The sequence below is a fragment of the Pseudomonas sp. MDT1-85 genome (assembly GCF_054898065.1).
Window position 1 is genome coordinate 1,413,598 of the sequence record NZ_CM142715.1, and the last position, 13,156, is coordinate 1,426,753.

The window sequence follows — 13,156 nt, forward strand, 5'->3', positions numbered from 1 at the left end:
CCGCACCTCTGAAAGGGCATAAAAGGCAGATTGCCACGCTGCTTATGATTTAACTGCACCAAAGCGACGTGTTCGGTTCTGCCTACGACTATCCATTAAGTCTAGATGAGTGTGGTGCGGGGTGTTTACTCACTGGCTTAATGCCCTGAGGGCCTGTCGATGCCTGATATGTATCAAGCATTACAGGTAAGAAACAGCATCAGATCCGTGGGCAATTCTACGGAGCCGATAGTCATAGACGCAGTCATCGTCCTTCGCCCACCCCATGATCGGCTTGAGATCCTCGACAGAAACCGGGATTTCCCTTTCATAGGAAGCGAAATCCTCGCCTTCCGGAACGACCATAATCACAAGTTTCATGGCTCGAACTTCCTTGTAGGGTCTGCTGGTTCTAGTTTCGTAGTCGAATTCTCAGCATTCGCCCTGAGCTGAGCATCGCCAGCCCGAAATCCTCAGGGCCAATCCCAAATTCCAATCAACACGCAAAACCCCTGTGGGAGCGGGTTTGCCCGCGAAAGCGCCAGACCAACCACCACAAAACCCTGAGCTGAATCCCAACCTGTGTAGGAGCGAGCCCGCTCGCGAAATACGCAAGGCATTCACAACCCCGCTGAATGACCGCAACCTTCGCGAGCAAACTCGCTCCCACAAGCTTCAAGCGAGCCGTGTTACCCGCTACCCCTCAGCCATCCCCTCCGCCCGCTTATACGCCGACTCATTATCCCGATCCCGAGTAAGCACCTTCACCGCATCATCCACCACCGCCTTACTCATCGCCGTCAAATAATGCGCGGCCCAGGCGTGGCGGTCGGTGTCTCTGGCGTAATCAGCATCTTCGGTAAGCTTCTTGGCGAGGAACAGAAAATCAGAAGCCATGGCTAACGCATCACCGAGGGGAACGCCGCGAGTGACGTGGAAGAGTGGTTGATTTGCGCAGTATATGGCGGGGGTTAGTCCGATGGTTTTGAGTTCGGGTTGATCGGTCATTGGCCACCTCCGATAACGGATAGGCAGCGGGGAAGGGCGTTACGCGATTGGGAATTGTGTTGAGGGGAAAAGCCAAATTTTGTACGGATTGATGCTGCGCATTATCAGACTCCTTGATATGTGAAGCTGCCGCATTCGTTACCACACGAATGGGTGACAGCTGTGCGCAGGGTGGTAAACCGGGAATCAAGGAAACCGGCACGCCCGAAGGCGTCCCACGCACAGCTGCCATAACTCACGCTTGCTGGCATAAAAAAAGCGCCGGCAATCGTGATGGGGGCGCTGTAGCGCCTTGAATAACACGGGTTACCACACCCGGTCGCTGAATTTGCAGCGACGGTTGAAAGGGTATCGCGCAGACCCTCTTCCTGCAACCTTCGAAAGCCCTAGCCAAAGTACTTTTTTGTTGAGGTCCCCTGCTCGGGGGTGGGGCATAAAAAAATGCCTACAGCCATTTCAGAAGCGTCCTATATGCGCTTCTATTACCTTCCTTTATTGTCCCGAGTCTGGTGGTCAGGGGGATAAAAATAACCATGCAGAGCAGCAATTGAAGATTGATCGAGTTTTTAATTCTGAAATTGCATAAGCCCTCAAGCTTTTTCCAAGCTATAAGATAAATACTGAGAAGTCTTTGATCCGATAGGCTAATCGGATCAGTGGTGGCGTACCAAAAGTACAATAAAAAAGGATGTGGCTCATGGCAGCTGTCGAAGCAGGGCTTCGTGTAGTAGGAGGAACAAGCATTGGTAGCGGCTTTGATGACGTGCTTGCGATTGAAAAGACATTGACTCCACAAGTCGTAATTGCTTTGTGTGGCCCTTTGGGGACGCCGCTACATGAGGTTGCTCAAAGTTTCAAAGAGCTTTTGCTAAGTACGGATTACGGCTACGAGTATGTAGAGGTGATTAGGCTAAGTGACGAGATAAGAAATCATAAAGGTATCGGTCCCGAAAGCTCAACCAAAGAGCTTATTGAGGCTGGAAATGAGTTGCGCAGAGATCATGGGAATGAAGTATTAGCGAAACTGGCTGTCAGGAGAATAAGTGTCGCCCGAGCCGCTGAGCAGGCGAAAGCTACCGCTGCAAAAAAAGCCGAACATCCTGACCTGTTTAGGGATGATGCAGATGATATTTTGGTACCGAATGTGACACTGAAATGGTGTCATATTATTGATTCTGTGAAGCATGTCGACGAGTTACGTCTGCTGCGATCGATATACGGAGAGATGTTGTATGTGGTAGGTGTCTATTCGCCTATAGAAATGCGGATAGCTAGACTTGAGAGTGCATCAAGGAATGAGAAGATCCATGATTTGATTGATCGTGATTCAGGCGAAGAGATAGACCACGGTCAGCGTGTTGAGGATACATTCCCGCAATCCGATTTTTTTCTGCGCGTTGAGAAGATAACCGATTCTCATCGAATTAGTAGAGTAAGGCGTTTTTTGGATTTGATGCTGGGGACCGTAATTGCGACTCCAACTGTTAATGAGCGCGCAATGTATGCTGCTTTTTCGGCAGCTAGGAATTCAGCGTGTCTTTCCAGGCAAGTTGGTGCTGCAATTACTAGCAAGGAAGGGGAGTTGATATCGACAGGATGGAATGATGTTCCTAAAGCATTCGGTGGGCTGTATCAGACAGAGGGCGATGGACTCAGTTCTGATGAGGATCGTCGGTGTTGGAATATGGGGGGTGGTGTTTGCTCAAATGATCAGGAGAAGAAAGCGATATCCAACTATATCGTGGATAAGTTGATTGAATCGGAAATCATCTCTGCTGATAAAAAGGACGCGGCTTTATTAGTTATTAGAAGCAAAACTCAACTTAAGAGTTTGATTGAGTTTTCTAGAGCGGTACATGCTGAAATGCACGCTTTGCTTAATGCAGGGGCAACAGATGGCGCAAAAATTCGAAATGGGAAACTATTTGTCACCACTTATCCCTGCCATTCGTGTGCTAGGCATCTGGTGGCGGCGGGTATTAAAGAAGTGATTTTTCTTGAGCCGTACCGTAAGAGTCTTGCTACCAGATTGCATCAAGATGCTATAACTGAAAATGAGAGTGATACCTCGAAGGTACGGGTGCTCCCTTTCGATGGTGTGGCGCCATCGAGGTTTCTCAAATTCTTTTCCGCCCATCCCGCCGGTCGGAAAAAAGATGGACGCATGATCCTAAGAGATGCGGAACCAGTGGCACGTATCTCAATGGAGGCGGTCTCTACTCTTGAAGGATTGGTAGTGAAGGGACTAGAATCCTGCCGCCTTTAAAGGCCAGTAGCGAAGGAGCTTGTGTATGGATCGGTTAGAAGAAAAACGCGAAGCTGAGAAAACGGCGCAGCTATCCTTCTGTTTTGAGGCCGTAAGCTCCGCAAAAATTGGTAGCACTGTGGGTGGCTGCGAGGCTGACTTCACTCCGAGCAGGGCAATCGCAGATGCCGTTCCTGTACGAAGTGTAGTGTTGTCTTTCCCGCAAAACCGCTGCTCGTCCGGTTCTCAGGCACAGCTAATCCAACGAATTCTCCAGCGCTCTCGTTTTTTTTGAGGCGTTCAAAATCGAGAACGATCACGTTTTCCTCGCTTGTTCAGCGTGGAAAATGTGGCTCGCTTCTTCTTATCGTGCGGTCAGGCAATCAAATTTAGCGTGTGCAGTGGATCGGGATTTCCGGTTTCCACTTGGCCGAGCATTCACACAATTTCTTTCAGGTAATCCTTGAGCGCAATGAGTGGCACTTCAAGCTGCTCCACCGTCCGCGCATTACTGAAATCAGCGGATAACCGATGCAGTTCACGTCCTAGCGGCGTTTCAACACCGCCGATAGCCTCCATCGCCAACCCCACGCAATGCGCCACCCGAAACTGAATCCCCTCAACATCCCCCCGCCGCACCAGCAACCCAAACACCTCCCGCTCATAATCACTCATGATCGGATCATCCCGCAGAATCGGACTTTCACCTTCCGTCTCATAAGCCAGCTTGAAGGCGAAAAGGGCAACGGTTTCCAGTGGCAATTCCATTGTGCGAATCCTTGATTCGTTAGCGAGCGGTTTGGGGCTGCAGCACCGAAAAGACAAGATCAAAAGATCGCAGCCTTCGGCAGCTCCTACGGGGCGGCGGGGCGAGCTCACTTTCCTACAGACGAAAAAAAAGGCCTTGCAAAGCAAGACCTTTCTTAATTTTGGTGCCCGAGGGAGACTCGACTGCGCCATATAATCCGTGGTCTTCAGAGCTATTCTTGATCTAGGGATACACCTAGGGATACAAGCCTTCAGTTGCTGAGCCGCATTCTACAGCGGTTAACCTGCATATACTGCTTGATGTCGTATCGATATTACTGATTTCCGATCTGCGACCCAGTATGTCCATGTCGGTGGAGAGAACGATTTGATGGCCAGTGATAAAAGCAACGAGCTACCTAATGTGGATGAGCAAGCTGAGGATTGCTTGGAGCGGATTAATCCAACATCTGAGGCCAAGCTGCACTCTGCAACTCCGGAATTGTACTCGGCACCTGGCCCAAAAAGTGGGATGAAGTTGTCCAACGACTTCGTAGAAAAATATCTGGCCCAATCAACGGCCGTACAGAAGCTAGTGGAATCAACCGAGAAGCTTCTTCGCCCCCTCACCGCTTTTCAAAGTTTGATGGATGCGACTCAAAAAATGTTGCTCCCTTCTCTTGAGATGCAAGCACTTCTGAAGGCAACAGATCGCGCGCTCCAGCCCTCTCTTCATGCCTACGGAGCGTTCGCGGCAAGCGAGAGAATGCTCAAGCCTTCTCGGCAACTGCAAGAAATGGTCGCGCAGTCGGAAAAAGTTGCTCGCGCATTCGCACAATATGGCGCGGCACCTGTTGGTGTATTGGATAAGGCGTTGCAGCAGTCTCAGTCCTTCAAGGCAATGATCGCTGCGATGGACTTTCACAGTTCGTCGGCCTCGCTCAAGTCAGTGTTAGGAAGCTTCGGTCAGCTTGGAGCCTCTCCGCTTTTTGATCTGTTGTCGTCCACAGATCATTCAAAGATACAGACGCTGCTTGATGCATACGATGGAGAGGAAGCACCTACCGACTTCAATGCGGTACCTTCGAGTCCTCAAGAAGTTGAAGCAGAAGTCGTCCGAGCTCTCGAAGCAAACGGCAGCCCCCAGAAGCTGACAGCACCTGCCATGGCGCTCCTGCTCTTTCTCCTTACGTTGCTTTACCAGTCCTATGACACCATTGCGAAGTGGAACGATTTTCGAGAATCGGTGTGCGATATAGAGCAGAGGCTAGGAGTGTTTGAATCACTAGCTCAGGCAAGAAAGGCTGTTCGTAGCGAACTGTGTGACATGCCGAAGACGCTTACGGATAGCATCCGCCTTACGAAAAAAGCTGCGGTCAATCTTCGGCAAGGGCCGGGAATGAAAGAGGATGTGATCCTGTCTCTACCGAAATTTGCTCCGGTCGAAGTGACTGATTCCTCGAATCGCGATTGGCTACTCGTTGTCTATAAGCACGAAGGGATTGAGATTGAAGGCTGGGTCTCCAGAAAATATGTGCGTGCGATATCCAAGTGATTCTCGCTCGAAACAGCGGCGGGGCCCCTGGGAGTTTCCATCGCATACGGGGTCGGAAACCCGCGGGATCTGGTTAGCCGCAGGTGCCCCAGCTTACTGAAATTTCAGTGTTGAAATTGAAAGGATCTTGAAGAAAAAAGGGCATCGTTACCGTATCGGTAAAGGTGGCCTGGGGTTGGTCGTTTCGTAGGGCAAATGCACTGGTGAACCAGCAGTTCACCCGGTTCACCTGTTCACTAAGCTGGGAGTTCTCCCGCTAACAAGGTATGGCGGGTTTCCGACCCCGTGTATGTCTCTTTTGCTCAGGGGCCCCCCGGCTCCGGCTGGAATCTCTCCGCTGGTGGAACTGATTTCTTAGGGGGGTGGGGGCAGACACGTAAAAAACGTGTAACTGGTGTTACAGGTGTGTCGGGATTGGTCAAGTCCTTGATTTTATTGAAGATAGTGAGCGTTACACCGACTGATGTCTCGTAGGGTATGAGGTGTAGCAACTACGCAAGGTGTAACATTTCAATCCTTCTGATGCATCAAACAGGCTGACGCTGAGCGTCTAACAGAACGGTGCCTAGGCCCGTTAACGGCCAAAAGCGGACGTTCTGTGACAGACTATTAGTGGATCTACCCTTGCCAAAGATTGCTTTGACCTATCGCAATCTGTCTAGAATGTGCCACAACAATAAAATGCTCAGCATTCACTGTGGTGGTAACCGCATGCCCATCGGTCGCACGACCACCGCCAGAATGCATACAGAATATTCGGTTTTATATGGACCAGACTGCGTGACTAGACCTGCAATTCCAACGGAAATTCAAAGAGCGGTACTAATTGAGGCCGGTCATCAATGCGCGATTCCAGCCTGTCGACATCCGAGAGTGGAAATTCATCATATTATTCCTTGGGCTAAATGCAAAAAACATGAGTACCATAATCTCATTGCTCTTTGTCCAAACTGCCACACTTGTGTTCATGATGGTCAGATTGATCGGAAGTCTCTCGCAAAATACAAATCGGCATTGGTTTCAGCTATTCGCGATATAGGAACCTCTGCGTTCAGTCATCCAATTGTGGAGATTAAGCGCCGCATATACACAATCGACACTAGCCACTCGGATATTTATTTTGACTTTGAGTATCCGGATTTTTGCAATGCTGACGTAACTATTGCCTCAAAAAACATTGAGGCCTGGGGTAATGAGTTGCTGGACTCGCATACTTCTACAGCCGAAGGCAACAAAAAAGAAGCAGTTGATAATGGGGGCGGCTGTCGCGGAACTTACCTGATAGGAAGATACGAAGTCAGTCGGCGAGATGCGTGTGTGTTAAGCGTGCGATACACTATTCAAGGTTTTTTGGGAGGCGCGCACGGGTATAGGGAAACTAGAGCTCAAAACTTTCTCCTATCACCTTTCTCCCCTTTGACCATAGATTATCTGCTGATTAATGAGAAGTGCTTGAGCAAGTTGTCCAGCCTCATTAGGGATAAGTTTGCAAAGGAACTGCCTGAGTTTGACGGAGAATGGCTTGTGTCAGGAACGACTGTCGACTCCCTTATCTCAACACCGTTTATAATAGGCCGGTATGGAATAATTTTTATTTTTGCAGAGTACCAAGTTGCTGCTTATGCGTTAGGTAGTCCGGAGATACATTTGTCATTTTATGAATTAATTGGCATTGTTAAGTCAGAGATCCTAAAACTACTAGATGAAGATTAGTGTATACATACCGGTTATCTCGACACTGGGCGAATATACGCTTTTAGCCGGTTTCTGCCTGTGCCGGCAGACAGAAACCGACCAAAAGCAGCACTCGGGAGTAAGTCTTTCGACCCTTTGCAGCCATTGAACAACGGCAGAAATCGGCCAGAAACCGGTGTTCAATGGCGCCTATCAAAAGTGGAATAGTAATCCCTCGATTGCTCTCCGTTTACGCTCACAGAAGCGTCTACGAACCTCAAGGCGACGCAGTTTTCTCCTTCACGTCATAGTTTTTTTTCTTCGCAAAGACTCCGCCAACGACCGTTGGCTCTATAAATAAAATCTTTCTCTTGCTAGCTCCAGGACCATAGGGCTGCATTCGGAAATGCCCCTTCCTCCAATGTGTACATTTTTCTTTTACATTTCTCGAGTGATCGAATCCAGCGTCAGTTTCATAGATCACCTTATCCACAGGACTAATTACAACCCTGTTATAGGTTTTCCGAAGTTTATCTTCAAACTTACGGATTTTGCCTAGCCCTTTCAATGAGTTGATTTTTTTTGTAAGTTCCTTTCGTTCATTGAAAGCAGTGTCGCGGTATTGCTTGCAATTAATGAACAATAGAACCTTGGCCATGTGATTTAATGTTTCAGATAAATATCTCATGTCGCCTGTAAAGTCATCATCAAGGCCGTACTTTTCCTCGACTCGACTGAGCTCCTGCTTTATTGTTCGCATCCCATCCTGTATGTAAAATCCTTGCACTCGCAGTGCGTCATCTTCCACATGTGCTTTACCAAGTGGCGAGCCGGTAAACATCAAATCCAGAATCCTCAACGGCTTGTTCACATCCACCATCGGGCTGTCGTTATAACGCTTCATTTCTACTGAGCCTGGATTAATGTGGGTCTCACTTATATAAACGCCTTCTAGTATATGCTCATGCGTAGATTCGTTATATACTTTGAGCGAAGAGCTTCGACTCTCTGTGAACTCGATGTAACAAGTTTTAAACGGAGGGCGGAGGTAATCTACAGGTACATCATCGCCAATCTCTGTCTGTTCCAAAATCTCGTCAAGAAAATTTGATGTCGTCAAGATGTTGCCGTCCTGACGCCTGAATTTGTAAGAGTAGAGAGTTGTACTTAGGGCGATTCCCGCCATATGGTCAGTTAAATTGTCGGAGCGATACAAAGAAAATATATCAGGCCGGAGCCTCATCATTGTCTGTGTTAAGTAGTCTATCGAACAAGTTTCAATATCCAATCCGGCGAAGACTTCGTCGTACACTTGGTCCCTCGCCTGCGTGCGCATCTCAGTATATTTAGAGCAGGCGATCCTCACCGGATGTGGCAATTTGTATGTGATGTCCATGTTCTTCCAATCTTCCAATCTTCCAATTAAATAAATGAAACTCTACCGGACTCGGACAGCGTCAAACAACGAGATTATGACATTACGGAAGTTAACTAGCCTCATAGGATGACGATAAGGATTCTGGCGTCACGCACAGCATTAGTTCAGATTTTCAGCGGAATATTTTCATAGGGCTCTTTCTAGTTCAAGACTCTCATCACAAATCAAAACAAGCGACTCGCAATGGCTTCTTTTGGCTGAAAGCTGCCGCGCGTGATAGGTTTTTACGATTAGTAGCGGGCGCTTGTCTATTCACCGATAAAATTAATTGACATATAGTGAGGCTCAATTTCGTTTTCTGCGCACCACAAATCAAAACGCTCAATCTCCGATCCGACGAACCCAGTCTCATCTTCATTGGTTATCACGTACGTTTGTGGATGTATTGGCCTGATGTATCCATTATCAAGCATAAACTGTCGAGTAATTACTAAAGCCTCAGCCACTTGTTCGATAGTCACACCGTGGTTTCGGTTTAGATATTCACTCATGCCGTCATCCAACGGAAGATATCCTCCTCGCATCGCCATTATATTTATTGCGGATATTTCAGCTTTACCTATCTTCGAAGGCGACCAAAAATTATCATCGTCTCGCACCATGTGTTTTTCCTTAAACTCTTCAGTTCTATAAGCCCAACCTGCTGCGTCGCCGATTTCCTTTGCCTCTGCAATTAATAGAGGCTGAACGCTATCCATATGCAGTCCATCACCCCAAGGCATCTTGGCGTTAAAGTACTCGCCAATTTTTGACCAGATCATTTCTAAAATCAATTTCGCTGAGTTGTGTCTGGTTGAAAATACCGACACCCATTCATTTTTATTCTGTATAACTAAAAAAGGGTTGCCTCCACCTTTTACAAGACAAAAATTATTTGATGTAACAAGTGTAGGGATGCTTGGTATCCCCCAGCCAGTTCCGTTTTTCCAAGCGTCTTCAAGTATGTCTGAAAATGCAGTTCTGAGACCGTTCTCGGTCTTATACCCTTCATAACCATGAATTATCGAAATAGGCGACAATGACTCTTGAACAAGTGCATAGAATAATATGCCATCGGGTTTCGTTAAATGGTGCATGTCGAGATATTCTTCAGGTCCCACTTTGCCAGTCAATTGTGAGAAACGTCGCCGCGCATTGGTAATATCTGGCCTGTATCCTTCGTTGATCAATCGATCTTCGAAATTATCAGCAAATTTTCTTCTGATTTTTGCCAAATGCTGCATAGCGTCAACGTAATCGGCCTTCCGCAGAGTCTTCTTGACTTCAAAGATGCAAAGCACTCTATTTATGTCATATATGTGCTCTTGAGTAAGTCCATATTTTTCCCCCTCACCATGAACCAACATACAGTCGATTTGCTCAGCTAGCATTTCACCTCCAATTGAGATAAAACCTGACACAACTCGCAAATCTAAGTGCTTGGGAATGGCGAAGTCCTGATATATACCTTGTTTCGTAATCTCTTCATAGGCAGTACCGAGAGTCGGCATGTGAGGCATATAAACTCCATCGAGTTTTCTTTTCTCGACTTCAATAAATTCTTTAAGAAGCTCTGACGCTTTGAGTATCATATAACCTCCATTGACAATCATTTATTCTATAGGCCGTTAAAGTTTTTTTATCGCCGTTCAGAATTATCGCTTGTGGTGGATTCAGACACGTTATGACCCTCAGTGAGAGGCCACGCAGGGTATCAAAAAAAAACCTACTCCCGCATAGTGATAACCAGATCATAACTGCTCACAGTTTATTTGCGAATGTGATAGCTATTATTCTCTTTGCTTATAGTGGGCGCATCACTTCTCGCACCAGCTTTTCAAACTCTTCCACTGAGGAGGCCTTGGCATTCAGTGGCCGGATACGAATGAGCTTGGTGTTTGCTGCTCGGAAGATGGAGTCTTTTAGGTGATCGTTGGCCTGGGCCCGAGCCCCATCATGGAAGCTACTATCAAGCTCAATGAAGTATTTTGGCTCATATCCACTGCCCACATCAAACACCACGCTATCTATAATAGCCTGAAAAAAGTATTCCCTAGCCTTTTCGGTGAGCTGCCTTTTTATGGCCTGATAATCCAATACACAGCTTAATGCAACATTAGGATATGGGTGATAGGTAGGAAAAACCCGACGCACAGCCTCATAGAAGTGTTCTTCCTGCTTAGACTTAAATAGGCGAATAGTTTTGGCCTTACCGGCCACCACTTCTGTACAGTGAATTGTTAAGTTCTCACGCAGGCTGGCGGCAACCGTTTCTGGTCTTGTCTGCAAAAAAGACTGAATGATCTGCTTGGCTAAGGGGCGGTGTTGATGTGTCTGAGCGTAGTTGAGTAGTGCAGAGTGCTTAGTTTCTTGCATTAGCTTCAAACGCTCATCCACAAAGCGCTCCACAAAGGTCTGGCTAAAGCCGTGCTGACCTAGTTCGATAATCAAGTTGGTGTACTCAAACTGTTTTGCGCGCGCAGCAGGTGGTAAAGGCTCTGCGAAGGAAAAAAATTCAGCCTCAAAGAACGTAGTAACCTGGGATAAAAAAGGGTCTTGCGTCCTCGCCTTCTTGTTCTTGTAGAGAATTTTACCTATCGCTTCCCAATCTTTTTGGGCCAACAATTTGTAGAGTTGCTCTCTGTCGTCCATGTGCGCGCTCCAGATTCAATCCTAATGGTGCGCCTAAGATAGAGCCGTAGTGGGCCGGTGACAAACGCTACATCGAGTTCAGTCGTGGCAAGTCGCTTGCCGATAAATGGGTTTAGCGCTGAATTCCCTCGTTTAGACACCCGCTTCTGGTCGAAAGCGACCATCCAAGGTTGCTGTTAAACCACCCGTTGCGCAGGTCTTTCAATACTCGGGCTTGGAGCTGTCGGGTGATTTTGGGTAAAGGCCACCAGCAAAAAGGGCCCCAACTGGGCCCCTTTCAGGTGAAGCAGAGTTACTTCTTCAGCCATCCTTCGACGACGTTAGCTCCGTGTTTCGCTTTCCACTCCTTCAAAGCTTTGTGGTTCCCACCTTTGGTTTCGATCACTTCACCAGTATTCGGGTTTTTGTATACCTTGAGTTCGCGTGGTTTGCGTGTGCTGGTGGCCGGAGCAGCGGCTGGACGCCGTGCCGTGGTTTGCGGCTCTAGAGTGTTGATGATGTGCTTCAGACTGAAACCATATTGATCGAGCAGCTTGCGCAGCTTCGTTTCGAACTCGATTTCTTTCTTAAGGCCATCATCGCCTTTCAGTGCTTCCAGTGCCTGGAGTTGCTCGGCGAGGTGTTTTTCCAGCTGACGATATTCTGCGAGTTTGGACATGCTGTTTCCCTATTCATTGATCCATGCGTATTTATTTGGATAGTAGTGCGGGTTACAAGTTCAGCACTATTTCCGGCGATTCAGTAGACTGTCAATGTGCGTCATTTCCGATTTAATCGCGTTTATCGTCAGCATTTGTATCTGATTGGTTTTGCCCCGACCCGCATCAATGGTTTTCAACAGTGCATTGAGATGGGCCTTCCGAGCTTTAAGCGTGTCAGACAAGCTCGCGCTGTTCTGTATTGGTTTTTTCATCGTTTTCATCCTTGTGTTGTTCCAGATTGCTCATGACTTCAGGCCGGTGCGGTGTCGGTAAGCTGTTGAGCTGGAATAAGTCCCGCGCGCGGTATTGCCGCGAGCGAACTGATAACTCTTCCCACGTCCACTTCCCAAAGTTTTCACCTTGCTCTGGAACGGCAAGCTTCATGAGTCCAATCTGATCACGGCCAAGCAGGTTGTAATTCGCCCACAGCTTTCCGCCGGCCTCAAACAACGCTTTAGCGGCATCATTCCATTTCTCTTCGAGTACCGTCTGCGATAGCAACAGGGCGGTGCGCTCTATCTCTTTATGCTTTATCTGTGCTTCTGCGATGTATTTATCTACGGTGGCCAGCTCTTGTTCCAAGGCTGTCATGATCAGGTGTTGGCGACGATTGTGTTCGGTGGCCACCGTGAGGTTCTTCGCGGCCTTTTGCGCATCAGTGTTGGCTGTCTTCTCGCCTTCAGTGTCGCCCCACGCGACTGCCTGCGCGTACGCCGTGGCGGCGTCCGTTTCGGCCTGACGAGCTTTCGCCATGTCCTCTTCCGCCTGCTGCTGAATTTGCTCCAGGCGGGTGCTGAGGCTCTGACGTTTCTCCCTCAATTCCTGCTCATCAGCGGTCCAGTTATCCATCGCTTCGATGTAATCCGCCATCAGGGAATCGCAGTTGGCGAGGTTTTCACGGCGACTGATCTTCCTGTCCAGAAGGTCGGCATTGAGATCGCGCGATTGAAATTTGCTTTTCAACTCGTTGTACTTGTCTCGCAGTTCGCGTTTGCGATCCGGTTCGATGGTGTCGTCACTTTCCAGTACGGTCTCAAGTGGCAGCATGTCGGCGTGCAGCCGTTCTGCCTCGCTGCGCAGTTGGTCGCGACGGTCTTTCAGTTCTTGAATTTCGTTCATGGTCTGGTCTCTCTCAATTCGATTGTGGGTTGGTTGAGTGGCTGGCGAGGCCGGGAATA

At 48.2% G+C, this 13,156-nt stretch carries 11 protein-coding genes; 3 read left to right on the forward strand and 8 right to left on the reverse strand.

Annotated elements, in window-relative coordinates:
- Window positions 1-180 precede the first annotated feature (180 nt).
- Window positions 181-360: a hypothetical protein gene (locus ACYZT2_RS06265; protein ID WP_461971010.1), complete on the reverse strand. Its 180-nt coding sequence runs from the start codon at window positions 358-360 to the stop codon at window positions 181-183.
- A gap of 315 nt (window positions 361-675) precedes the next feature.
- Window positions 676-987, reverse strand: coding sequence for a DUF3077 domain-containing protein (locus ACYZT2_RS06270; protein ID WP_461971012.1), 312 nt, complete (start codon window positions 985-987; stop codon window positions 676-678).
- A 697-nt stretch (window positions 988-1,684) separates the two neighbouring features.
- On the opposite strand from ACYZT2_RS06270, the gene ACYZT2_RS06275 reads away from it, so the two are divergent.
- The gene (locus ACYZT2_RS06275) at window positions 1,685-3,253 is read left to right on the forward strand and encodes an anti-phage dCTP deaminase (RefSeq protein WP_461971014.1); all 1,569 of its coding nucleotides are present in this window, start codon (window positions 1,685-1,687) and stop codon (window positions 3,251-3,253) included.
- A 417-nt stretch (window positions 3,254-3,670) separates the two neighbouring features.
- Here the strand turns inward: ACYZT2_RS06275 and ACYZT2_RS06280 are convergent, their stop codons facing one another.
- Window positions 3,671-4,000 carry a hypothetical protein gene (locus ACYZT2_RS06280; RefSeq protein WP_461971016.1) on the reverse strand — a complete coding sequence of 110 codons (330 nt, stop codon included), beginning with the start codon at window positions 3,998-4,000 and terminating at the stop codon, window positions 3,671-3,673.
- A gap of 370 nt (window positions 4,001-4,370) precedes the next feature.
- Here ACYZT2_RS06280 and ACYZT2_RS06285 point away from each other — a divergent pair, with 370 nt between their 5' ends.
- Both ACYZT2_RS06285 and ACYZT2_RS06290 read left to right on the forward strand, forming a co-directional pair.
- A complete protein-coding gene (locus ACYZT2_RS06285) occupies window positions 4,371-5,534 on the forward strand; it encodes an SH3 domain-containing protein (protein WP_461971018.1) in 1,164 nt (387 codons plus the stop codon).
- A gap of 780 nt (window positions 5,535-6,314) precedes the next feature.
- Window positions 6,315-7,247, forward strand: a complete 933-nt coding sequence (locus ACYZT2_RS06290; protein WP_461971020.1) for a DUF3298 domain-containing protein — start codon at window positions 6,315-6,317, stop codon at window positions 7,245-7,247.
- Between the two features lie 238 nt (window positions 7,248-7,485).
- On the opposite strand, the gene ACYZT2_RS06295 is transcribed toward ACYZT2_RS06290, so the two are convergent.
- The 5 genes from ACYZT2_RS06295 to ACYZT2_RS06315 all read right to left on the reverse strand — a co-directional run bounded on the left by ACYZT2_RS06295 (window position 7,486) and on the right by ACYZT2_RS06315 (window position 13,097).
- Window positions 7,486-8,604, reverse strand: a complete 1,119-nt coding sequence (locus ACYZT2_RS06295) for a hypothetical protein (RefSeq protein ID WP_461971022.1) — start codon at window positions 8,602-8,604, stop codon at window positions 7,486-7,488.
- A 290-nt stretch (window positions 8,605-8,894) separates the two neighbouring features.
- Window positions 8,895-10,217: a DUF6602 domain-containing protein gene (locus ACYZT2_RS06300; RefSeq protein ID WP_461971024.1), complete on the reverse strand. Its 1,323-nt coding sequence runs from the start codon at window positions 10,215-10,217 to the stop codon at window positions 8,895-8,897.
- Window positions 10,218-10,428: 211 nt separating this feature from the next.
- Window positions 10,429-11,277, reverse strand: a complete 849-nt coding sequence (locus tag ACYZT2_RS06305; RefSeq protein WP_461971026.1) for a DUF2726 domain-containing protein — start codon at window positions 11,275-11,277, stop codon at window positions 10,429-10,431.
- 292 nt (window positions 11,278-11,569) lie between these two features.
- Window positions 11,570-11,935 (reverse strand): histone-like nucleoid-structuring protein, MvaT/MvaU family, encoded by a 366-nt coding sequence (locus ACYZT2_RS06310; protein WP_461971028.1) that lies wholly within the window; start codon window positions 11,933-11,935, stop codon window positions 11,570-11,572.
- A gap of 217 nt (window positions 11,936-12,152) precedes the next feature.
- The gene (locus ACYZT2_RS06315) at window positions 12,153-13,097 is read right to left on the reverse strand and encodes a chromosome segregation protein SMC (protein WP_461971030.1); all 945 of its coding nucleotides are present in this window, start codon (window positions 13,095-13,097) and stop codon (window positions 12,153-12,155) included.
- Window positions 13,098-13,156 lie beyond the last annotated feature (59 nt).

Excerpts from the sequence above, each read along its gene's own strand:
- ACYZT2_RS06310 (WP_461971028.1), bottom strand. The coding sequence starts at position 11,935 with ATGTCCAAACTCGCAGAATATCGTCAGCTGGAAAAACACCTCGCCGAG.
- ACYZT2_RS06285 (WP_461971018.1), top strand. The coding sequence starts at position 4,371 with ATGGCCAGTGATAAAAGCAACGAGCTACCTAATGTGGATGAGCAAGCT.
- ACYZT2_RS06305 (WP_461971026.1), bottom strand. The coding sequence starts at position 11,277 with ATGGACGACAGAGAGCAACTCTACAAATTGTTGGCCCAAAAAGATTGG.
- ACYZT2_RS06280 (WP_461971016.1), bottom strand. The coding sequence starts at position 4,000 with ATGGAATTGCCACTGGAAACCGTTGCCCTTTTCGCCTTCAAGCTGGCT.
- ACYZT2_RS06265 (WP_461971010.1), bottom strand. The coding sequence starts at position 360 with ATGAAACTTGTGATTATGGTCGTTCCGGAAGGCGAGGATTTCGCTTCC.
- ACYZT2_RS06270 (WP_461971012.1), bottom strand. The coding sequence starts at position 987 with ATGACCGATCAACCCGAACTCAAAACCATCGGACTAACCCCCGCCATA.
- ACYZT2_RS06300 (WP_461971024.1), bottom strand. The coding sequence starts at position 10,217 with ATGATACTCAAAGCGTCAGAGCTTCTTAAAGAATTTATTGAAGTCGAG.
- ACYZT2_RS06315 (WP_461971030.1), bottom strand. The coding sequence starts at position 13,097 with ATGAACGAAATTCAAGAACTGAAAGACCGTCGCGACCAACTGCGCAGC.
- ACYZT2_RS06275 (WP_461971014.1), top strand. The coding sequence starts at position 1,685 with ATGGCAGCTGTCGAAGCAGGGCTTCGTGTAGTAGGAGGAACAAGCATT.
- ACYZT2_RS06295 (WP_461971022.1), bottom strand. The coding sequence starts at position 8,604 with ATGGACATCACATACAAATTGCCACATCCGGTGAGGATCGCCTGCTCT.